This is a genomic window from Streptomyces sp. NPDC005492 (assembly GCF_040605995.1).
Lineage (GTDB): Bacteria > Actinomycetota > Actinomycetes > Streptomycetales > Streptomycetaceae > Streptomyces.
In genome coordinates this window covers 15456-36706 of the sequence record NZ_JBEXDX010000024.1, presented here as the reverse complement: position 1 = coordinate 36706, position 21251 = coordinate 15456, and the positions used below count along the sequence as shown (strand labels likewise).

General features: G+C 70.7%; 18 protein-coding genes. 14 read left to right on the top strand and 4 right to left on the bottom strand.

The genetic code is table 11. The features are described 5' to 3' along the window. The first annotated feature begins 35 nt into the window (after window positions 1-35). The 3 genes from ABZT04_RS28245 to ABZT04_RS28235 all read left to right on the top strand — a co-directional run bounded on the left by ABZT04_RS28245 (window position 36) and on the right by ABZT04_RS28235 (window position 3686). A complete protein-coding gene (locus tag ABZT04_RS28245; protein ID WP_356059794.1) occupies window positions 36-878 on the top strand; it encodes an NlpC/P60 family protein in 843 nt (280 codons plus the stop codon). A 247-nt stretch (window positions 879-1125) separates the two neighbouring features. Next, window positions 1126-3183, top strand: coding sequence for an elongation factor G (fusA, locus tag ABZT04_RS28240; protein ID WP_356059793.1), 2058 nt, complete (start codon window positions 1126-1128; stop codon window positions 3181-3183). Window positions 3184-3359: 176 nt separating this feature from the next. After that, window positions 3360-3686, top strand: a complete 327-nt coding sequence (locus ABZT04_RS28235; RefSeq protein WP_356059792.1) for a putative quinol monooxygenase — start codon at window positions 3360-3362, stop codon at window positions 3684-3686. A gap of 52 nt (window positions 3687-3738) precedes the next feature. On the opposite strand, the gene ABZT04_RS28230 is transcribed toward ABZT04_RS28235, so the two are convergent. Then, a complete protein-coding gene (locus ABZT04_RS28230) occupies window positions 3739-5505 on the bottom strand; it encodes a coagulation factor 5/8 type domain-containing protein (RefSeq protein WP_356059791.1) in 1767 nt (588 codons plus the stop codon). A gap of 210 nt (window positions 5506-5715) precedes the next feature. On the opposite strand from ABZT04_RS28230, the gene ABZT04_RS28225 reads away from it, so the two are divergent. The 5 genes from ABZT04_RS28225 to ABZT04_RS28205 all read left to right on the top strand — a co-directional run bounded on the left by ABZT04_RS28225 (window position 5716) and on the right by ABZT04_RS28205 (window position 12280). Then, on the top strand, window positions 5716-7032 hold the full coding sequence (locus tag ABZT04_RS28225) for a sugar ABC transporter substrate-binding protein (protein ID WP_356059790.1): 1317 nt from the start codon (window positions 5716-5718) through the stop codon (window positions 7030-7032). Window positions 7033-7040: 8 nt separating this feature from the next. Next, a complete protein-coding gene (locus ABZT04_RS28220) occupies window positions 7041-8036 on the top strand; it encodes a sugar ABC transporter permease (RefSeq protein WP_356059789.1) in 996 nt (331 codons plus the stop codon). Next, complete coding sequence (locus ABZT04_RS28215; protein ID WP_356059788.1) at window positions 8029-8889, top strand: carbohydrate ABC transporter permease; 861 nt, start codon at window positions 8029-8031, stop codon at window positions 8887-8889. Before ABZT04_RS28220 ends, ABZT04_RS28215 begins: the two co-directional genes overlap by 8 nt. Window positions 8890-8927: 38 nt before the next feature. After that, the gene (locus tag ABZT04_RS28210) at window positions 8928-10286 is read left to right on the top strand and encodes a GH1 family beta-glucosidase (RefSeq protein WP_356059787.1); all 1359 of its coding nucleotides are present in this window, start codon (window positions 8928-8930) and stop codon (window positions 10284-10286) included. Between the two features lie 128 nt (window positions 10287-10414). Next, a complete protein-coding gene (locus ABZT04_RS28205) occupies window positions 10415-12280 on the top strand; it encodes a discoidin domain-containing protein (protein WP_356059786.1) in 1866 nt (621 codons plus the stop codon). Window positions 12281-12330: 50 nt separating this feature from the next. Here ABZT04_RS28205 and ABZT04_RS28200 read toward each other — a convergent pair whose 3' ends face one another. Both ABZT04_RS28200 and ABZT04_RS28195 read right to left on the bottom strand, forming a co-directional pair. Further along, window positions 12331-12723 (bottom strand): SCO5389 family protein, encoded by a 393-nt coding sequence (locus ABZT04_RS28200; RefSeq protein WP_356059785.1) that lies wholly within the window; start codon window positions 12721-12723, stop codon window positions 12331-12333. Window positions 12724-12775: 52 nt separating this feature from the next. Continuing rightward, a complete protein-coding gene (locus ABZT04_RS28195) occupies window positions 12776-13732 on the bottom strand; it encodes an ATP-binding protein (RefSeq protein ID WP_356059784.1) in 957 nt (318 codons plus the stop codon). Window positions 13733-13856: 124 nt separating this feature from the next. Here ABZT04_RS28195 and ABZT04_RS28190 point away from each other — a divergent pair, with 124 nt between their 5' ends. The 6 genes from ABZT04_RS28190 (at window position 13857) to ABZT04_RS28165 (ending at window position 20405) form a co-directional block, all read left to right on the top strand. Continuing rightward, on the top strand, window positions 13857-14393 hold the full coding sequence (locus tag ABZT04_RS28190; RefSeq protein ID WP_356059783.1) for a GNAT family N-acetyltransferase: 537 nt from the start codon (window positions 13857-13859) through the stop codon (window positions 14391-14393). Between the two features lie 5 nt (window positions 14394-14398). Next, window positions 14399-15907, top strand: a complete 1509-nt coding sequence (locus tag ABZT04_RS28185) for an ABC transporter substrate-binding protein (RefSeq protein ID WP_356059782.1) — start codon at window positions 14399-14401, stop codon at window positions 15905-15907. Between the two features lie 3 nt (window positions 15908-15910). Further along, the gene (locus ABZT04_RS28180; RefSeq protein WP_356059781.1) at window positions 15911-17650 is read left to right on the top strand and encodes an ABC transporter permease subunit; all 1740 of its coding nucleotides are present in this window, start codon (window positions 15911-15913) and stop codon (window positions 17648-17650) included. Further along, the gene (locus ABZT04_RS28175; protein WP_356059780.1) at window positions 17647-18873 is read left to right on the top strand and encodes an MFS transporter; all 1227 of its coding nucleotides are present in this window, start codon (window positions 17647-17649) and stop codon (window positions 18871-18873) included. Before ABZT04_RS28180 ends, ABZT04_RS28175 begins: the two co-directional genes overlap by 4 nt. Before the next feature lie 146 nt (window positions 18874-19019). Continuing rightward, window positions 19020-19625, top strand: a complete 606-nt coding sequence (locus tag ABZT04_RS28170; protein ID WP_356059779.1) for a hypothetical protein — start codon at window positions 19020-19022, stop codon at window positions 19623-19625. Between the two features lie 39 nt (window positions 19626-19664). Then, on the top strand, window positions 19665-20405 hold the full coding sequence (locus tag ABZT04_RS28165) for a YcnI family protein (RefSeq protein ID WP_356059778.1): 741 nt from the start codon (window positions 19665-19667) through the stop codon (window positions 20403-20405). Window positions 20406-20483: 78 nt separating this feature from the next. Here ABZT04_RS28165 and ABZT04_RS28160 read toward each other — a convergent pair whose 3' ends face one another. Continuing rightward, on the bottom strand, window positions 20484-21245 hold the full coding sequence (locus ABZT04_RS28160; protein ID WP_356059777.1) for a CDP-alcohol phosphatidyltransferase family protein: 762 nt from the start codon (window positions 21243-21245) through the stop codon (window positions 20484-20486). Window positions 21246-21251: the final 6 nt, after the last annotated feature.

Sequence of the window (21251 nt, the reverse complement as noted above, 5' to 3'; positions counted from 1 at the left end):
ACCACTCGCCGCACACAGAAATCGGGGGTCCCGGCATGCTCCGGCGGACCGGAATCATCGGCACACTCATCGGGCTGCTGGTCCTCTTCCTCTGGGCACCTGCGGCCGTCGCCGCCACGGCGGCGAGCGGCTGCGGAGTCCTCGCATCCGGCGGCTCCGCCACGGCCGAGCGGGCGATCGCCGCCGCCTGCGCCCAGGTCGACGCGGGCACCTGGTACACCTGGGGCGGCGGCCACGGCGCCCAGCCCGGCGCCACCCATGGCCAGGTCGACCCCACCGACCCGGCCAGCGACCACGACCCCGAGCGGCTCGGCTTCGACTGCTCGGGCCTGGTGCGGTACGCCTACGCGCAGGCCACCGGCTCCGACATCCTGAGCGGCGTCGCGAGCCAGCAGTACTACACGGTCCGCGCCGCCGCCCGCTTCACCGCCGCCCAGGGCGAGGCCCCGCTGCTCCCCGGCGACCTGCTGGCCTACGGCACCTCGCAGAGCCTGCACCACATCGCGATCTTCCTCGGCGCGGGCAAAATGGTCGAGGCGAAGCAGTCCGGCACCCATCTGATGGTCAGTGATGTCCGCCTGGGCGGCGACTACTTCGGCGCCGTGCGCGTCAACACCGGTGCGGTCACCGGGCATGTCTTCCAGACTTGGGGCACCGGGGTCTGGACGAAGACGGCTCCCTCGGTGAGCGCCACCCGCGTGTACGCCTTCCCCAACTTCACCACCATCCGCGTCGAGTGCCAGAAGCACGCGGAGGTCGTCACCTCCGACGGCTACACCAACGACGCCTGGGCCTATCTGCCCGACTACAGGGCCTGGATGACCAACATCTACATCAAGGGCCCGGCCTGGCTGGACGGCGTGCCCACCTGCGCCTGATAAATCACGTGCCTCAGCACTCCGGGCTTCCCTACACTCGCCACATCCGTTGACGAGTGAGGGGAGTCCGCCGTGCGTGACCGCACCGCAGTGATCCTCGTGTCCTCGTCCCTCCGGTGCCCGCCGCGCGGCCGGCACCGGACACCCGTGACGAGTCTCTGACAGTCCCTGACGTCACGTCAGTTCTATTCTCTCGTACGGGAATCGCGCCGCCCTGCACGGAATCACTCTCGAAAGGCCACGGGCCGTGCGCACCGAACGCCCTCGCGTCAACCCGCTCACCGCCGTCCGCAACCTGGGCATCCTCGCCCATGTCGACGCCGGCAAGACCACCGTCACCGAGCGGTTCCTCCACCTCACCGGCATCACGCACAAGCGCGGTGAGGTCCACGACGGCACCACCGTCACCGACTTCGACCCCCAGGAGCGCGACCGCGGCATCACCATCTTCGCCGCGGCCGTCAGCTGTGCCTGGGACGGTCACCGCCTCAACCTGATCGACACCCCCGGCCATGTCGACTTCGCCGACGAGGTCGAGCGTTCGCTGCGCGTCCTCGACGGCGCGATCGCCGTGTTCGACGCCGTCGCCGGCGTGGAGCCGCAGAGCGAGTCGGTGTGGCGCCAGGCGGACCGGTACGGCGTGCCACGCATCGCCTTCGTCAACAAGCTGGACCGCGCGGGCGCCGACCTCGACACGGCCGTCGCGTCGATCCGCGAACGGCTCCACCCGGCGCCACTGGTCGTGCAGTTGCCGATCGGCACGGAGGACGGCTTCACCGGAGTCGTCGATCTGCTGCGGATGCGGGCACTGGTGTGGGTCGACGGCGACGGCACGATGACGGAACTCCCGGTGCCCGACGCCCTGTTGGAGGAGGCGCTGCGGCGTCGGCGACTTCTGGAGGAGGCGGTGGCGGAGCTGCATCCGGTTGCCCTGGAGGAGTTCTACGCCGAATCCGCCCTGTCCGCCGAGACGTTGGGCACGGCGCTGCGCGACCTGACCCGTACCGGGGACGGTGTGGTCGTGCTGTGCGGCTCGGCCTACCGCAACCGCGGCATCGAGCCACTGCTGGACGCCGTGGTGGCCTACCTGCCGTCGCCGCTGGACGTTCCACCGGTCCGCGGAACGTACGAAGGCACCGAGCAGGAACGGCGGGCGGACCCCCAACTGCCCCTCGCAGCACTGGTGTTCAAGGTAAGCGCGACGGCAACCGGCCGGCTGACGTACCTGCGGATCTATTCGGGCACGATTGAGAAGGGAGACACGGTGTGGGACTCGGGCGCGCGGCGCAGCGAGCGGATCGGGCGCATCCTGCGGGTGCAGGCCGACCGGCACGAACGCCTGGACCGGGCGGTCGCCGGGGACATCGTCGCCGTGGTCGGACTGACGTCCGCCCGCGCCGGCTCGACCCTGTGCGCACCCGGCGCCCCGCTCGTCCTCGAACCGCCCACGGTCGCCGACCCGGTGGTCTCCGTGGCGGTCGAGGCACGGCGGAGCACCGACACCGACCGGCTGACGTCGGCCCTCGCGCGCCTCGCCGAGGAGGACCCCTCGCTGGTGGTGCGGACCGACTCCGAGACCGGACAGACGGTCCTGTCCGGCATGGGCGAACTGCACCTGGAGGTCGCGGTGGAGAAGATCCGCCTGGCCACGGGCGTGGAGGTCGACGTCGGCCGCCCGAGGGTCGCCCACCGGGAGACGGTCGTGCGCGGGGTGTCGGGGTTCGTGTTCCGGCACGTCAAACAGGACGGCGGTGCGGGCCAGTTCGCGCATGTGGTGCTGGACGTCGAACCGCTGGACGGCCCCGGCTTCGAGTTCCGCTCGACGGTCGTCGGCGGACGGGTGCCGCAGGAGTACGTCCGCTCGGTCGAGGCCGGCTGCCGTGACGCCCTCACCGACGGGCCGATCGGCGGGTTCCCGGTGACCGGGCTGCGCGTCACCCTGACCGACGGCTCGACCCACGTGAAGGACTCCTCGGAAAAGGCGTTCCGCACAGCGGGCCGCCTCGGCCTCCGGAACGCCCTGCGCGCCTGCACGACGGTCCTCCTCGAACCGGTCGTCGAGGTCACGGTCACCGTCCCGCAGAACGCGCTCGGCGGAGTCCTCGGCGACCTGTCCGCCCGCCGCGGCCACGTCACCGGCACGACGACCCGCCCGGGTACGACCCTCGTCACGGCGACCGTCCCCCTGTCCGAACTCTTCGGCTACGCAACGAGACTGCGCAGCAGAACCCAGGGCCGGGGCACGTTCGCGGCCCGGCCGACGGGGTACGCGCGGGTGCCGGGCGGGGTGGTGACGGCTCGGTAGCGGTGCAGGCGCGGGAGGTGTCTCCACGTAGGACGCCTCCAGCCGCCGGGTACGCCGGGGACCGATCATGTGCCGGCCCTGGTCGCGAGAGCATCCACGGCGAGCCACCTCCCGCCGCCCGCCCAGCCAGGGCACTCTCAGCACGACGGCACCCACCCCCAGCCCAGGAGCCCCGCATGATCTTCATCGCCGTACGCTTTCTCGTCCGCCCCGAGTACCGCGACCAATGGCTCGACCGCGTCGCCGACTTCACCTCGGCGACCCGGGCCGAGCCCGGGAATCTGTTCTTCGAGTGGTCCGTCGATGTGGCCGACCCGGGCCGCTTCGTGTTGCTGGAGGCGTTCGCCTCGCCGGAGGCGGGTGCCGCGCATGTCGGCTCCGAGCACTTCAAGGCGGCCATGGCGTGGATGCCGGACGTCGTCGCCGCCACGCCCGACATCATCAACGTCGAGGTGGCGGGCGGGGGTTGGTCGCCGATGGCGGAGATCACGCCTCGGGGGTGACGGTGGCGGGTGCGGGTCGGAGGGGGAGCTCCGGCCCGCACCCGCCACGACCTCAGGGGTACGACACCACCGTGGAGGGGACCGTCGACGTGCCCGAAGTCGCCGCTCCCGTCTCGTTGATGACGTGTTCGTACTGGCCCTGGCCGCCGAGCGAGACGACCAGCAGGTCGTGGAACTTCACGCCCGCCCGGTTCGGCGCGGCGAAGCCGTTGTGCTGCACGATCGTCGGGTCGACGTTGTAGTAGCAGTAACTGCCCAGCCCCCAGCCCTCGTGCACGGTCACGTTGTCGGCGACCTTGTAGGCCGCGTACCCCTTGACCGAGCCGTTCTGGATCGCCGCCTGGTTCGGGGCGTCGTACGCCTTCTCGTTCTGGAAGAAGATCGTGCGGCCCCGCTCGCCGTTCCACTGGACGTCGTACTTGTTGAAGTGCTCCACGAACAGCCCGGTGATCAGCACGTCGGCGCCGTTGACGACGACGCCGTAGTCGGCCCGGTTGGTGTCCCAGCCGACGCCCGTGCCGTGGTCGGCGCGCCAGACCCAGGTGTGGTCGACGATGGTGTGGCGGTTGTTGATGACCATGCTGGTGGTGGCCTTGCCCGCGCCCGCGCCGCCGATCCGGACGAACACGTCCTGGACGGTGGTGGGGTTGGCGGAGTGGTCCGTCGTCGTGCCCGAAGGGCCCACTTCCAGCAGGGTGTTGGAGTTGACCGTGCCCGCGTCGATCAGGAAACCGGCGAGTCGTACGCCGTCGACGTCGGCGGTCTTGAGAGCGGTGACGCCGTTGTCGGGGACCAGGGTCGCGTAACCCAGGCCCAGCACAACGGTGTTGGCGCGGTTCACCTGGATCGGCTGGTCCAGGTGGTAGATGCCCGGCGTCAGCAGCAGGTGAAGTCCCTGTGCCAGCGCCTGGTTGAGGGTGGCGGCCGTGACGCCCGGCTTCGCGACGTAGAACTGCGACAGGGACAGCGAGGTACCGCGCGGAGTGCCGTTGCCCCAGGTCACCCCGCTCGCGTTGGTGCGCTTCTCGGGGAGGAAGACGCGGTACTCGGTGCCGTTGAGGTACAGGAAGGGCTTCTCGCGGGAGACGGGTGTCGTGGCGAGGGTGGTGTACACCGGGTTCGGGAAGCCCTGCGCGGGCGCGCCCTGGACGCCGGAGAACACCATGTTCCAGACGCCGTTGAGCCAGCTTCCGATCACGCTGTCGCGGGTGTACCACTGCTGTTGCGAGTACGGCCCGACCTGCCCGTCGATCCGGCTGTCCGCGATGTAGCCGCCGCTGGCCCAACCGTAGCCGGTGGGCGAGAGGTTGAGGCCGCCGCGCACATGCATCCGACGGAAGGGGGCCGCCTGAGCCACGGCCCACCGGTCGGTGCCGTTCACGGGGACCAGCGCGAGGTTCTCCGCCGAACGCCAGAAGTTCTGCGTGGCGTTGCCGTTGAACCAGCCGGCGTCGACCGTGACGTCACCGTTGATCGTGGTGTCGTCGGGGGAGAGGCCGAGGCCCGCGATCGAGGTGTAGAAGCCGAGTTGGGCGTTGAGCCCGGAGTAGGTGCCCGGCTTGAACAGCAGCGCGTAGCGGCCGGTGCCGAACTGGGCCGTCTCCTGCTGGGCGAAGATCTGGTCCAACTTCGCCTGGATACCGGCCGTGGACGGGTCGAAGACGATGACGTTCGGGCCGAGGTCACCGCCGCCGGGCAGGGCACGCGGCTTCACGGCGGTGGGGGTGGCCGGGGCGGCTGAGGCGGGCGTCGGCAGCGCGGCCAGGGCTGAGGCGGCGGCTGCCGCGCCGAGGACGGTTCTGCGTGGAACTGAGGACATGTGGCGGCTCTCCTTGTTCATGAAATGAACGCCGGTGGGGTTGGGAGCGCTCTCTCGCGGAGGAATGCTTCAGGTCCGTGAACGCGGCCGTCAAGAGATACGACCGAGTTCGACGAGGGGCGTCCAAACTCTTGACGCGTCTGGCTTCCGAGGTTTAACTCACGTCCTAAATTAAGTCGTGAGTGCATTCCCTGAAGGGACACCCGGAGCATGCGCAGCATCCGAGCCGCGGCCGTAGGCGCCGTCACCATGTCACTCGCCCTCGCGGCCACGGCCTGCGGAGGCGGTTCGTCGACGGGCGGAGGGTCCAACGACTCGCCCAAGACGCTCACCTACTGGGCCTCCAACCAGGGCGCCAGCATCGCGATCGACAAGAAGGTCCTCCAGCCCGAACTCGACAAGTTCAAGAAGCAGACGGGCATCACGGTGAAGCTGGAGGTCGTGCCCTGGTCCGACCTGCTCAACCGCATCCTGACGGCGACGACTTCGGGCCAGGGCCCCGACGTGCTGAACATCGGCAACACCTGGAGCGCCTCCCTCCAGGCCACCGGCGCGCTGCTGCCGTGGAACACGGCCAACTTCGCGAAGATCGGCGGCAAGGACCGCTTCGTCGACTCCGCGCTCGGCTCGACCGGCGCCGAGGGCAAGGACCCGGCCGCCGTCCCGCTGTACTCGATGGCGTACGCGCTCTACTACAACAAGCAGATCTTCGCCGACGCGGGCATCTCCCAACCTCCGGCCACCTGGGCCGAGTTGGTCGCCGACGGAAAGAAGATCCAGGCCAAGGGCAAGCAGGTGCTCGGCGCCGAGGGCGCCAACGTCTCGGAGAACATCCACCACACCTTCGTCTTCGCCAAGCAGCACGGCGCCGACTTCTTCACCGCCGACGGCAAGGCAGACTTCACCAACGACGGTGTGGTGGCGGCGGTCAAGCAGTACGTCGACCTGATGGCCAAGGACAAGGTCATCCCGGTCGGCAACGCCGAGTACGCGCAGAACCAGTCGGTCAGCGACTTCGCCAAGGGCAAGACCGCGATGCTGATGTGGCAGTCGGCGTCCGCCAACCTCAAGTCCCAGGGCATGAGCGACAGTTCGTACGGCATCGCCCCGATACCCGTGCAGTCCGGCACCCCGGGTACGGGCGCGCAGGTCAACTCGATGGTGGCCGGCATCAACCTGGCCGTCTTCAAGAACACCGACAACCTCGACGGCTCCACCAAGTTCGTGAAGTTCATGACGAGCGACGCCGAGCAGAAGATCCTCAACACGGCGTACAGCTCCATCCCGCCGGTGAAGACCGCGCAGGAGGACACCGCGTTCAACACCCCCGCGAACGCCGTCCTCAAGGACACCCTCGCCAAGAGCGCCGCCGCGCTGCCGCAGGTCGCCGACGAGTCGCAGTTCGAGACGGCGGTCGGCACGGCCGTCAAGAACCTGTTCGCCGACGCCGCCGCCGGACGCGCGGTGACCACCGCCTCGGTCAAGGCGGAGCTCGAAAAGGCCCAGCAGCAGATGCCGGCGAAGTGAGTGCGACTGTGACGAGCACTGTCACCCCGGAGGCCGCCGTGCGGAAGACCCCTTCCGACCCGGCGGCCCCCGGCCCGCGCCGCCGCAGCCGCGACCGGATCCGCCGTATCGGACTGCCGTATCTGCTGCTCCTGCCCGCACTGATCCTCGAACTCCTGGTCCACCTGGTGCCGATGGTCATCGGCATCGTCATGAGCTTCAAGGAGCTCACCCAGTTCTACATCCGCGACTGGGGCACCGCGCCCTGGTCCGGCTTCGACAACTACAAGGTCTCGGTGGACTTCAGCGCCCCCGTGGGCAAGGCGCTGCTGCACTCCTTCTTCGTCACGGTGGTCTTCACCCTGCTGTCGGTCGCCTTCTGCTGGCTGCTCGGCACGGTCACCGCGATCTACATGCAGGACAACTTCCGCGGCCGGGGCTTCCTGAGAGCGCTCTTCCTCATCCCGTACGCGCTGCCGGTCTACGCGGCCGTCATCACCTGGGTCTTCATGTTCCAGCACGACAACGGCCTGGTGAACCACGTCCTGCACGACCAACTGCACCTCACCAGCAAGCCGTCGTTCTGGCTGATCGGCGACAACAGCTTCTACGCGCTGCTCATCGTGCACGTCTGGAAGGGCTGGCCGTTCGCCTTCCTCATCGTCATGGCGGGCCTGCAGAACATCCCCAAGGAGCTGTACGAGGCCGCGTCCATCGACGGCGCGGGCATGTTGCAGCAGATCCGCCGCATCACCCTGCCGTCACTGCGCCCGGTCAACCAGGTCCTCGTCCTCGTCCTGTTCCTGTGGACGTTCAACGACTTCAACACGCCGTACGTCCTGTTCGGCAGAGCGGCACCGGAGGCCGCGGACCTCATCTCGGTGCACATCTACCAGGCGTCGTTCGTCACCTGGAACTTCGGTACGGGCTCGGCGATGTCGGTCCTGCTGCTGCTGTTCCTGCTCGTCGTCACCGGCGTGTACCTGGTGCTCACCTCACGCGGACGGAGGACGGCCGATGTCTAGCCCCACCTCACCCATGGCCCCGCCGAGGTCCTTCCTCTGGTCGCGGCGGATCTTCCTCACCCTGCTCACCGGCTTCGTCCTGGTGCCGGTGTACGTCATGCTCTCCAGCTCGCTGAAACCGCTCTCGGACGTCACGGGCAAGTTCCGCTGGCTGCCGAGCGGCCTGACGATCCGTCCGTACATCGACATCTGGTCGACGGTCCCGCTCGCGAAGTACTTCATGAACTCGCTGATCGTGTCCGTCGCCGCGACGGTCTGCTCGGTGGTGATCGCGGTCTTCGCCGCATACGCCGTCAGCCGCTACGAGTTCCGCGGCAAGCGTGTCTTCACGGTCACCGTGCTGTCCACCCAGATGTTTCCCGGCATCCTCTTCCTGCTCCCGCTGTTCCTCCTCTACGTCAACATCGGCAACGCCACCGGCATCGCCCTGTTCGGTTCGCGCGGCGGTCTGATCCTGACGTATCTGACCTTCTCGCTGCCCTTCTCCATCTGGATGCTGATCGGCTACTTCGACTCCGTGCCACGGGACTTGGACGAGGCCGCGCTGGTCGACGGCTGCGGTCCGCTCGGCGCGCTGCTGCGGGTCGTCGTACCCGCCGCGATCCCCGGCATCGTCGCGGTCGCCGTCTACGCCTTCATGACCGCGTGGGGCGAGGTCCTCTTCGCCTCCGTCATGACCAACGACGCCACCCGCACCCTCGCCGTCGGACTCCAGGGCTACTCCACGCTCAACGACGTGTACTGGAACCAGATCATGGCCGCCTCGCTGGTCGTCAGCGTGCCCGTGGTCGCCGGCTTCCTGCTGCTCCAGCGCTATCTCGTCGCCGGGCTGACGGCGGGCGCCGTCAAGTGAACCGTCCGACCAACTCCGCTGACCGTAAAGGGACTTCAGTGACCATCGACTTCGCCGCACTCCCGCACGACTTCCTGTGGGGCACGGCCACAGCGGCGTACCAGATCGAGGGGGCCGTCGCCGAGGACGGGCGTTCGCCGTCGATCTGGGACACCTTCTCGCACACCCCCGGAAAGATCGCGAACAACGACAACGGCGACGTCGCCTGCGACCACTACCACCGCTGGCGCGAGGACATCGGCCTGATGCGCCAACTAGGCGCGAACGCCTACCGGTTGTCGATCGCCTGGCCCCGGGTGGTCCCCGGCGGCGACGGCCCGGTGAACCCCAAGGGCCTCGCGTTCTACGACGAGTTGGTGGACGCCCTGCTGGCGGCGGACATCACCCCCTCCGTCACCCTCTACCACTGGGACCTGCCCCAGGCGCTCCAGGACCGCGGCGGCTGGCCCGAGCGCGCGACCGCCGAGCACTTCGCCGCGTACGCCTCGGCCGTGGCCGAACGCCTCGGCGACCGCGTCACCCTCTGGACCACCCTCAACGAGCCCTCCTGCTCGGCCTGGATCGGCCATCTCGAAGGCAAGATGGCCCCGGGTTGGACCGATCTGACAGCGGCCGTCCGCGCCTCCTACCACCTGCTCCTCGGCCACGGCCTCGCCGCCCAGGCGATCCGCGCCGCCGCCCCCGCCGCGCAGATCGGCATCGTCAACAACCTCTCCACCGTGTACCCCGCCACCGACCGCGACGAGGACGTCCGGGCCGCCCGCCGGCAGGACGGCCACGTCAACCGCTGGTGGCTCGACCCGGTCCACGGCCGCGGCTTCCCGGCCGACATGGTCGAGACCTACGGCGTCGAACTCCCGGAGCGCGAAGGCGACTTGGCGACCATCGCCACACCCCTCGACTGGCTCGGCCTGAACTACTACTTCCCGGCGACCGTCGCCGACGACCCCACCGCCCCCGCCCCCCGCACCCGCGCCGTCCGCCGTCTCGGCGTCCCGCGCACCGGCATGGACTGGGAGATCGACGCCTCCGGCATCGAGACCCTCCTGCTCCGCCTCACCGAGGAGTACGGCCCCCGCCGGATCTACGTCACCGAGAACGGCTCCTCGTTCCCCGACGTCGTACGCCCCGACGGTACCGTCGACGACCCGGAACGCCAGGACTACCTGGTCCAGCATCTCGCCGCCTGCGCCTCGGCGGCCCGCAAGGGCGCCCCGCTGGCCGGCTATTTCGCCTGGTCGCTGCTCGACAACTTCGAGTGGGCGTACGGCTACGACAAGCGTTTTGGACTGGTCCACGTCGACTACGACACCCAGGTCCGCACGATCAAGGGCTCCGGCCACCGGTACGCGGAGATCATCCGCGACCACCGCAGCCGGGCCCGGCGCGCGGCCTGACGAAGACCGCTCCGGTGGGTGCGGGCGGGGGAGCCCGCACCCACCGGAGCCCCATCAACTCCATGTATGTCATGTGCACGTCAGAACGATCACCCCCAGAAGGAGATCAGCCCCTCAAGGAGACCCGCATGCCTTCCCGCACCCTGCTCACCGCCCTCACCGCACTGGCCCTGCTCTCCGCCACCCCGGCCCTCGCGGCCCCCGCCCCGCAGGCCGCCGCGGCGGCGACCTGGGACACCGACCGCGCGGCCGCCGCCTACGCCGTGAACCCGGCAGCGGTCACCGCCTCCGGCAGCGAGAACGCCGGCACCACCCCCGGCCTCGCCTTCGACGGCGACGGCTCGACCCGCTGGTCCAGCAACTTCGCCGACGACGCCTGGATCCGCCTCGACCTCGGCACCACCCTCCGCATCGACCGCGTCACCCTCGACTGGGAGGCCGCCTACGGCAAGAGATACGTCCTGGAGGTCTCGAAGAACGGCACCGACTGGACCCCCTTCTACACGGAGACGGCGGGCACCGGCGGCTCGATCACCACGAGCACCTACCCCCAGGAGGTGACGGGCCGTTACATCCGCCTGCGCGGCCTGGAACGGGCCACGCCCTACGGCTACTCGCTCTACTCCTTCAAGGTCTACGGCGGCGAACCGGCCCCAGCGTCCACGACCCGCACCAACCTCGCCCTGAACCATCCCGCGTACTCCAACTACTACCAGCACAACGGCACGTCACCGGCGTACGTCACCGACGGCGGCTGGCCCGCCAACCTCAAGGACGACGCGACCCGTTGGTCCAGCGACTGGAACGCCGACCGCTGGGTCTCGGTCGACCTCGGCGCGACCTCGACGATCGACACGGTCGACCTCTACTGGGAATCGGCCTACGCCGTCGACTACTTGGTCCAGGTCTCCGACGACAACACCACCTGGCGCACGGTCTACGAACCGACCGCCGCCGAGATCGCCGCCCGCAGGGCCGACATCAAGTCACCGGCCGACGCGACGGGCCGCCACGACACGGTCACCCTGCCCCAGCCGGCCACCGGCCGCTACGTGCGCATGCTCGGCAAGGAACGCCGCTCCTTCTACAACCCGGCCCCCTCCACCGCCCAATTCGGCTACTCCCTCTACGAGTTCCAGGTCTGGGGCACCGGCGGCAGCGCCTCCGCCGCCTACCCGGCACTCCCAGGCGACTCGTCCGGCGCGTACCGCACGACGTTCTTCGACGACTTCACCTCGGCCGCCCTGGACCGCTCCAAGTGGCGGGTCGTGCGCACCGGCACCGAGATGGGCCCGGTCAACGGCGAGTCACAGGCGTACGTCGACTCGACGGACAACGTCCGCACGCAGAACGGCGAGTTGATCCTCGCCGCCAAGTACTGCAAGGGCTGCACCCAGGCGGGCGGCGGCACCTACGACTTCACGTCCGGCCGCATCGACACCAACACCCACTTCGACTTCACCTATGGCAAGGTCAGCGCCCGGATGAAACTCCCGGTCGGCGACGGATTCTGGCCCGCCTTCTGGCTGCTCGGCAGCAACGTCGACAACCCGTCGGTCTCCTGGCCCGCCTCCGGCGAGACCGACATCATGGAGAACATCGGCTACCCGACCTGGACGAGCACGGCCCTCCACGGCCCCGGCTACTCCGCCGACGGCAACATCGGCGCCCGCCAGACGTACCCCGCCGGCGGCACGGCCGACCAGTGGCACACCTACGCGGTCGAATGGACCCCGACCGCGATGCGCTTCTACGTCGACGACAGCCTCGTCCAGGAGACCACCCGCAACAAACTCGAATCGACCCGCGGCCAGTGGGTCTACGACCACAACCAGTACGTCATCCTCAACCTCGCCCTGGGCGGCGCGTACCCGGCCGGCTGGAACCAGGTGACCTCGCCGTACTGGGGGTTGCCCCAGTCGAGCGTGGACAAGATTGCGGGCGGGGGAGTGCAGGCCGAGGTGGACTGGGTGCGGGTGGAACAGAAACCGTGAGGACTGGGCCGGTCCGGAGCGCGGAACCGGACCGGCCCGTTCGCCGAGCGTCAGCAGTCCCTGAACTCCGGCGACTGATTCAGCACTTGGGACCGCAGCGACGTGAACCGCGCATAGGTCTCACCCTCCCGCGCCCCCGGCCGGAACGCCGCCACCCGGTGGCAGTTCTGGAAGGCCAGGGTCACCCCGAAGTGGCGTTCCAGGCTGCCTCGGATCGCGTCGCTGGCGAGGGCGCGCAGGAGTTGGCCGCGTTCCGTCTCGGACGGGGGCGGGGTCCGGTTGTCGGTGAACTCGGCCTTGCTGTCGTGGAGTTCGGTGGCGAGGCCGGCGACGAGGTCGTAGGCGTAGGGGAGGGAGGTACGGACCGTGTCCACGAAGTCCGCCTCGCGGATGTCACCTTGTTCGGCTTCGGCGAGGAGCTTCGGGGAGACGTCGAGAGACATGAAAAGGGGTGTCCTGTCGGGTAGTTGACGAGTGGTGAGCAGGTGGTGGTGGTCAGGTCAGGCCCGGCGGGCCCGGTACGTAGTCCGGGTCCACCTGGGCGGCGAGGTCCAGGCCCGTCGCCCGGTCCGCCCAGGCGCGCGCGTTGCGCAGATGGAAGTCGACGGCGTGGCGGTGCAGGGTGGGCCAGTCCCGAGGGTGGGTGTCGACGGCCTCGCGGAGGACGGTCAGCGCGTGGCGGTTGTGGGGCTCCAGGGCGTCCAGGCCGGCCTGTGCGCGGCCCTGTTCGGCCGAGCGGACCCAGGGGGAGTGGACCAGGTGGGTGAGGAGGTCGTCGCCCACCTCCTCCTTGAGGAAGAGCAGGTCGTCCTCGCCGGTCACCTTGTTGCCGATCACGGCGATCCGGATGCCGAACTCCCGTGCGTGGTCGCGGTACTGGCGGTAGACGGAGACGCCCTTGCGGGTGGGTTCGGCCACCAGGAACGTCAGGTCGAAGCGGGTGAACAGGCCGGAGGCGAAGGCGTCGGCGCCCGCCGTCATGTCGACCACCACGTACTCGCCGGGTCCGTCGACCAGGTGGTTCAAGTACAGCTCCACCGCGCCGAGTTTGGAGTGGTAGCAGGCGACCCCGAGGTCGCTCTCCTCGAACTCGCCCGTCGCCATCAGCGGCACATCACCCGCCCGGACCACATGACGGGCGTGCACCTCGTCGTCGCCGAGCAGCCGCAGCAGGCGTGAGCCGCGCCCCGGCGGAGTGGTCTTGATCATGGCCTCGCGGGAGGCGATGCGCGGGTTGGTGCCGCGCAGGACGTCCTTGAGTTCGCCCAGGTGGGCGCTCAGGGGTGGGGCGGTGACCGGTTCGGTGTCGGGGGCCAGGGCCTCGGCCAGATGCTGGTTGATGTCGCCGTCGAGGGCGAGCACGGTGGCGCCGGAGCGGGCGAGATGGCGGGCGAAGAGGGCGGACAGGGTGGTCTTGCCGCTGCCGCCCTTGCCGACGAACGCGACGCGCACTACCGGTCCGCCGCGTTCGCAGTTTTGAAAATGAATGTCATGTGGCTAGGTTTTAGGGGGTGGCCGCGAGGCTGTCAAATCGAGAGCGATCAAGGATCGGAGTCTTAATGCATATGATGTGCAAGTGCTTGACTACTGCATCAGGGCCGCGGGCCCGGACGACCTCGACGGTGCGCGTGCCGTGATGCTCGATACCGTCTACCGCGACTTCGACACCGGCTATGTGCCCCGCTGGCACGGCGACATCATCGACCCGGCCGCCGCCTATCTCGCCCCGGCCCGCCACACCCTCCTCGTGGCGCTCGACCCCGCCGACGGCGCCGTCGTAGCCACCGCCGCCCTCGACTCCCGCGGCCCCGCCCACCCCCCGAACCCGCGCCACCTCGCCGAGCGCTACCCCTCCGGCGAGACCGCGCAACTGCGCCGCGTCTACGTCCGCCCCGAGCACCGGCGCCGCGGTCTCGCCCGGCACCTCGTCGCCGAACTCCTCGCGTTCGCCGCGGCCGACGGCGGATACCGCGCCGTATATCTGCACACCGATCCCGCTGTGCCCGGCGCCGAAGCCTTCTGGCGGTCGCTCGGCGAAGTCGTGCACGACGAGCGGGACGACGCGGGCGGCGGGCAGGGCATCGTGCACTTCGAGCTGGCGACGGGGCGGTAGGCGTGATGCGATTCCGACGACGAACCCGACCTGCCCGACTGCTCTTCGCGCTCACCCTCACCCCGCTGCTCGCCGGCTGCTTCGCCTCCGCCGGTGAGGAGAGCGGGGACGCGACCGGGGAACGGGGTTCCCGGCTGCGCGTCGCCCTGGCGTTCCCGCCCGCCGAGAACCTCTCCCCGTACGGTGCCGACGCCACCATCCTCAGCCGCCTCGGTGTCACCGAGGGCCTGACCGCCCTGGACGCCAACGGCGCCGCCACCCCCGCGCTCGCCCGGTCCTGGCAGCGGGAGGGCGACCGCAGTTGGCTCTTCACCCTGCGCGAGGCCACCTTCCAGGACGGCACCGCCGTCACCCCGGCCCGCGTGGCCGCCGCCCTCACCCACGCCACCGAGGCCAGGCCCGCCCCCGCCGCCCTCTCCGGTGTCACCCTCACCGCCGAACCCGCGGGCGGCGACCGCCTGCGCGTCACGACCAACTCCCCTGATCCCGTACTGCCGTTGCGGCTGGCGGGCCCCGCGCTCGCCGTCCTCTCCCCGAAGGCCTACGGCGCGTTGGGCCGCGCCGATCCGGTCGGCACCGCCACCGGCCCCTTCGAACTGACGAAGGTCACCGGCTCCACGGCGGCCACCCTCGACCGCTTCGACGACTACTGGGGCGGCCTCGCCCACGCCCCGGGCATCGACGCACGGTTCATCGCCGACGGCACCGCCCGCACCAACGCCCTGCGCACCGGACAGGTCGACATCGCCGAGGCGATACCCGTCGCCCAGGCCGCCACCCTCGACGCGGCCACCCGCCGCGAGACCGCCACCACCCGCACCACCAGCCTCCAACTCAACACCCGTACAGGCCCGTTCAAGGACCCGAAGCTCCGCGCCGCCGCCCGCGAGGCCGTCGACACCGCAGCACTCGCCAAGGGCGTCTACGAAAGCCACGCCGACGCCGGTTCGGGCATCTACGGCCCCGCCGTCACCTGGGCCGCGGGCAAGCGCGAGCAGCCGGTCGGGCGCGCGAAGCCGACGGCGCCCCGCGGGACGACGATCACCCTCGCGACGTACGACAACCGACCCGAACTCCCCGAAGCCGCACAGGTGTTGAAGCAGCAGTTGGAAAAGGCGGGATTCGAGGTCGAGTTGGAGGTGCGCGAGTACGCGCGGATCGAGGGCGACGCGCTGGCCGGGAAGTTCGACGCGTTCGTCGTCGCCCGCAACACCCTGGTGGACACCGGCGATCCGGTCGCCGTGCTCGCCAGTGACTACACCTGCGACGGCGGCTACAACCTGGCCCTGCTGTGCGACAAGGACGTCGACCGGGCGGTGGCGAAGGCCGAGCGGACCGCCGACACCTCCGCGCGCCAGAGTGCCGCGCTGGCGGCCGAGGCCGGGATCCTCGGCACCGACGCCGTCGTACCGCTCGTCCACCAGCGGGTCCTCACCGGCGTCGCCACCTCCGTCGAGGGCGTCCTCCTCGACCCGTACGAGCGCACCCTCGTCGGCACCGAAACCCGGCGCTGAACCATGCCGCACCGCACGACCGCCCACCTGTGGCGCGCCTTCCTCGCGGCCGCCCTCGTGTGCGCCATCGGCCTGCTGCCCTGGCTCTCCCACACCGACCCGGCCCTCACCGTCCTCAAGGCACGATCGGCGGAACGCGACCCCGATCCCGAGGTACTCGCCGCCATCCGCGCCCAACTCGGCCTGGACCACGGCCCGTTGCGCCTCCTCGTCCACTGGCTCGGCGGCCTGCCCCGCGGCGACGCCGGACGGTCATGGGTCTCCGGCGACGCGGTCCTGCCCGGGGTCCTCCAAGCCCTGGGCGCGTCCCTGCTGTTGATGGGCGCGGCGATGGTGGTGGCCGTGGGGACCGCCGGGGTGGCGTGCGCCCGCACGTTGTGGACGGGTCGGCGCGCCGTACGAAAGACCGGTCCTCCCGGTGGCAGCGGCTCCGCCGTCGTCGCCGCGCTTCCCGAGTTCCTCACCGCGTCCGTGCTGGCCACCGTTGTCGGTGTGCAGTGGGGGTGGTTGCCCGCTCTCGGGTGGTACGGGCCGCGGTGGATGGTGTTGCCCGCGCTCGCGCTGGGGCTGCCCGCCGGGGCGGTGCTCGGGCGGCTGCTCGACGATCTGTTGCCCGGGGCGTTCGCCGAGCCGTGGGCGCGGGCCGCCGCCGCGCGGGGGCTGACGGAGGGCACCATCGCGCGGCAGGCCGTACGGCGTTGTCTGCCGGGGCTGTTGCCGAACACGGGGCTGTTCGTCGTCGGGCTGACCGGTGGGGCCGTCGCCGTCGAGCAGATCTTCGACATCCCGGGACTCGGGCGCACCACCCTCCAGGCGGCCCTGGCCCAGGACCTGCCCGTCCTCCAGGCCGGCACCCTCGCCCTCCTCCTGCTCGCCGCCGTCGCCGCCGGACTCGCCCGCCTCGCGACCCGCCTGCTCGTCGGACCGGCGCTCCGGGCGGGTGCGCTGCCGTCCCTCCACGGGCCGGCCCCAACGCCCGGACGGGCCCTGCCTGTTGTGTACGGCGTTCTGCTCCTCGCGGTCATCGCGCTCGGGCTGCCCCGCGATCCCCTCGCGCTCGACACCGGACTGCGTCTCCAACACCCCACCTGGGCCCACCCGTTCGGCACCGACGCGCTCGGCCGGGATCTCCTCGCGCGGGTCGCCCACGGTGCGGTCGACACCCTGCTACTCGCCCTCGCGATCAGTGCCGTCGCGCTCGCTGCCGGTCTCCTGCTCGGTATGTTGCCCCGGCTGTCGGGACCGCTCGTCGACACGGTGAACGCCGTACCGCCGGTGCTCGCCGCGCTGTTGGTCACCGCCGTGGCCGGCGGCGGGAGCGGGACGCCCGCCCTCGCCGTGGCCGTCCTCGCGTGGACCCCGCTCGCGGCGCACACCTCCGCGCTGCTGCGGCAGGAACGCGCCACCCCGCACGTGACCGCCACCCGAGGCCTGGGCGCGGGGAGTTGGTACATCCTGCGCCGCGAACTGCTGCCCGCCGTCCTGCCACCCGTCACCCGGCACGCCCTGCTCCGCCTGCCCGGTGTCGCCCTCGCCGTCGCCTCGCTCGGCTTCCTCGGCCTCGGCGCCCAACCGCCCTCCCACGAATGGGGTCTGCTCCTCGCCGAGAACCAGCCCTACGCCGAGCGAGCCCCCTGGGCCGTCCTCGCCCCCGCCGCCGTACTCGCCCTGCTCGGCGCGCTCGCGGTGACGGCGGCCGGGAGCGTGCGGGGCGCCGGGCGACGGGAGTTGGCGGCGCGGTGAGCGCGGCCACCCTCGTACGGACCCCGCTCTCGCCACTCCTGCGACTGCTGATCCTTACCCAACTCGCCTTCAACCTCGGCTTCTTCGCCGTACTGCCGTTTCTCGCCGAGCATCTCGCGGAGGTGATCGGCATGGCGGGCTGGCTGGTCGGGCTGGTGCTCGGGCTCAGGACCTTCAGCCAGCAGGGGCTGTTCGTGGTCGGCGGGGCGCTGGCCGACCGGTACGGGGTACGGCCCGTGGTGCTCGCGGGATGCGTGCTGCGGATCGCAGGGTTCGGCTGGCTCGGGTACGCCGAACGGACCTCGACGGTCATCGGCGCGGTCCTGCTCATCGGGTTCGCCGCCGCGCTGTTCTCACCGGCGGTGGAGTCGGAGGTGGTGCGGCAGGCGGTCGAGTGGGAGGAGGCAGGCGGCGGGTCCCGGACGCGGGTCCTCGCGCTGTTCACCGTCGCGGGCCAACTCGGCGCGTTTGTCGGGCCGTTGCTCGGTGCGCTGCTGCTCGCGGTGGACTTCCGGGTGACGTGTCTCGCCGGAGCCGGGATCTTCGTGCTGGTCCTCGCGGGCCACGCGTGGCTGCTGCCGCAGCACATCCCCGGCCGCACCCGGGTCACGGAGAAGGGAGGTGCGCGGACCCTGGTACGCAACCGGCCCTTCCTCGCGCTGTGTTGTGCCTACGGCGCCTGTCTCCTCGCCTACAACCAGCTCTATCTGGCCCTCCCCGAGGAGGTGGAGCGCGCGACGGGTTCGCAGGCGCCGCTGGCCTGGCTGTTCGCACTGTCCTCGCTGCTGGTGGTGACCACGCAGTTGCCGGTCACCCGGTGGGCGGGGGAGCGGCTCGACCCGCGCCGCTCCATGGCGGCCGGGCTGGCCCTGATCGCCGTGGGTTTCGCGGCGGTGGCGGCGACCCGCCCCGCCCAACTGACCGGCACCACCGGCCTGTTGCCAGCCACCAACCTCGTAGTCCTGCTCACCCTCAGCCAGATGCTCATCGCCCCCGTCGCCCGCGCCTGGCTCCCGGACCTCACCGAACCCGGCCGCCTCGGCCTCTACACGGGGGCACTCTCCTCCGTCTCCGGCCTGACAGTCCTCCTCGGCAGCGCGACCACCGGCATCCTCCTCGACACCGAACTCCCGGCACCCGTCCCGTGGTTGGCGCTGGCCGCCGTGCCGGTCGCAGCGATGGTGGCGCTGCCGCGCAGCCGGACCGATGCCGTATCCCGGTAAATAGCCCCATCCCCGCCCGAGTCCGCCCACCCCGACTGAACGCCCCAACCCCTCACTCCGTACCAAGCCATGAACCAGATATGAGCTGCCCCCTAAACAGCCATCGACGGCTGCGGCGGCAGCGGCCCGTGGGAGGATCCGTCACCATGAGCGCTTCCCCGGCGGTACGGAGTCTGCGCGCGGCGGTGTTCGCCGCGGTGTGTGTGCTGCTGGCTGCCGCCGGGCACGGGCTCGCCACCGGGGCGACGCCTCCGCTGTGGGCGGACGGTGCCGGGTGCGGCGTGGTGTTCTTCATGGGGTGTCTGCTCGGGGGCCGGGAGCGGTCGTTGGCCGGTATCGGTGCCGCGATGCTCGTCACCCAGGCGGGGCTCCACCTAGGCTTCGACCTCGCGCGGCCCCGGGCCGGGATGGCGATGGCCGGTATGGCGCACATGTCGGCGCACAGCATGGCTCCGATGCGCGAGACCCAGGCGATGACCCCGCACGCGGTGGCCGCCCACGTCCTCGCCGCCCTCGTCGCGGCCTGGTGGCTGCGGCGCGGGGAGGTCGCGCTGTGGTCGCTGCTGCGCTGGGCCGTCGCCTTCGTACCGGGGCTGGTGGCCTGGTGGCAGGACAGCCCCGCGACCCTGCCCGCCGCGCCTACGGCGGCACCCGGGCATACCACCGCCGACGCCGCCCCCCTGCGTCAACTCCTTCTCCGGCACGCGATGAGCCGTCGCGGACCCCCGGAACCGGTCCCGTACCCGGTCTGATCCCCCAACTTCCTTTTCCCGTACGGAGATCACCTCACCATGTCCGCACACCGCACCACCCTGCGCCGCGCAGGCACCGTCGCCGCGCTCGCCACCGCCTCGGTCCTGGCCGCCGCGGGTGTCGCCTCCGCGCATGTCACCGTCCATCCCGAGAGTTACGCCAAGGGCGCCACGGACGGCGTGCTGACCTTCCGGGTCCCCAACGAGGAGGACAAGGCCTCCACCACCAAGGTCCAGGTCTATCTGCCCACCGACCACCCCGTCCTCGGCGTACTGGTCACCCCGCAGAACGGCTGGACGGCGAAGGTCACCACCAGCAAGCTCAAGACGCCGGTCAAGACCGACGACGGCACCATCACCGACGCCGTCTCCGAGATCACCTGGACCGGCGGGAAGATCGGCGCCGGGCAGTTCGAGGACTTCAACGTCGCCTTCGGCCAACTGCCCGACGACGCCGACCAGTTGTCCTTCAAGACGCTCCAGACCTACTCGAACGGCGATGTCGTCCGCTGGATCGAGGAGACCACGGCCGGCGGCGACGAGCCGGAGAACCCGGCGCCCGTCCTCAAGCTCACCGCGAAGGAGAGCGAGGACGGCGACGAGACCCCGACCGCCTCGGCCTCGACGGCGGCCACCGCCACGAAGTCGACCTCCGCCGCCTCCGCGTCGAGCAGCGACTCCACCGCCCGGGGGCTCGGCATCGCCGGGCTGATCGTGGGCGTACTCGGCCTCGCGGCGGGCGCGTTCGCGGTCGTCCGCAGCCGGTCGCCGCGGTCGTAGCACCGAAGGAGTACGTACGGCATGACGAAGGGCCCGGATCCACCGCCTGGTGGTCCGGGCCCTTCGGGGCGATCGCCCCTACTGCGCGACCAACTCCAGCACTTTCTCCTCCGCCGGGATCTCCTCGACCCGCGAGGTCCGCCACAGCCACAGGATGTCGCGGCCGAACGACCACACCAGCGTGCCCAGCGCGAGCGCGACCACGCCGATGTTGGCCGCCTGCGGCAGCAGGTTCGCGCCCGCGAGGAGCAGCAGGATGCCCTGGATCGCGGCGACCGTCTTGCGGGCCGTGCTCGGCGGGAGCGGGGCGTTGAGCCACAGCCAGACGCGGGCCGCCGCGACGAAGCCGTAGCGCATGGCGCCGATCAGCAGGACCCACGGGCCGAGCCGCGTCGAGACGTAGACGCTGAGCACGAGGATCAGGAACGCGTCGACCTCCATGTCGAAGCGCGCCCCCAGCGCGGTCGAGGTACCCGTGCGCCGGGCGACCTTGCCGTCGACGCCGTCCAGGATCAGGGCCACCGCCGTCAGTCCGACGAGCAGCGTGACCGGCGGCGAACTCTCGAAGGAGTCCGCGACCAGCGCGGTCACCCCGCCGACCAGGATGGCCCGGCCGAGCGTCACCCGGTTGGCCGGGCCGAAGGAACGGGTCCGGGTCCGGTGCAGCGCCTGGGAGAGCACGGCCCAGGTGGCGATCGCGAACGCCAGGCCGGTCAGCCAGCCCGCCGGGCCCATCCCGATCGCCGTGCCGAGCAAAGCCAGCAACAGGATCTGCACGCCCGCTCCCACAGCGGTCTCCTGCTGGACCAGCCTTGCTTCGTATGTGTTGTTCAGGGCCACCGCACA

Bases quoted from the DNA above. Each gene is read 5' to 3' on its own strand.
- ABZT04_RS28170 (WP_356059779.1), top strand. From the start codon at position 19,020: ATGAGCGCTTCCCCGGCGGTACGGAGTCTGCGCGCGGCGGTGTTCGCC.
- ABZT04_RS28225 (WP_356059790.1), top strand. From the start codon at position 5,716: ATGCGCAGCATCCGAGCCGCGGCCGTAGGCGCCGTCACCATGTCACTC.
- ABZT04_RS28235 (WP_356059792.1), top strand. From the start codon at position 3,360: ATGATCTTCATCGCCGTACGCTTTCTCGTCCGCCCCGAGTACCGCGAC.
- ABZT04_RS28205 (WP_356059786.1), top strand. From the start codon at position 10,415: ATGCCTTCCCGCACCCTGCTCACCGCCCTCACCGCACTGGCCCTGCTC.
- ABZT04_RS28185 (WP_356059782.1), top strand. From the start codon at position 14,399: ATGCGATTCCGACGACGAACCCGACCTGCCCGACTGCTCTTCGCGCTC.
- ABZT04_RS28230 (WP_356059791.1), bottom strand. From the start codon at position 5,505: ATGTCCTCAGTTCCACGCAGAACCGTCCTCGGCGCGGCAGCCGCCGCC.
- ABZT04_RS28165 (WP_356059778.1), top strand. From the start codon at position 19,665: ATGTCCGCACACCGCACCACCCTGCGCCGCGCAGGCACCGTCGCCGCG.
- ABZT04_RS28200 (WP_356059785.1), bottom strand. From the start codon at position 12,723: ATGTCTCTCGACGTCTCCCCGAAGCTCCTCGCCGAAGCCGAACAAGGT.
- ABZT04_RS28180 (WP_356059781.1), top strand. From the start codon at position 15,911: ATGCCGCACCGCACGACCGCCCACCTGTGGCGCGCCTTCCTCGCGGCC.
- ABZT04_RS28245 (WP_356059794.1), top strand. From the start codon at position 36: ATGCTCCGGCGGACCGGAATCATCGGCACACTCATCGGGCTGCTGGTC.
- ABZT04_RS28215 (WP_356059788.1), top strand. From the start codon at position 8,029: ATGTCTAGCCCCACCTCACCCATGGCCCCGCCGAGGTCCTTCCTCTGG.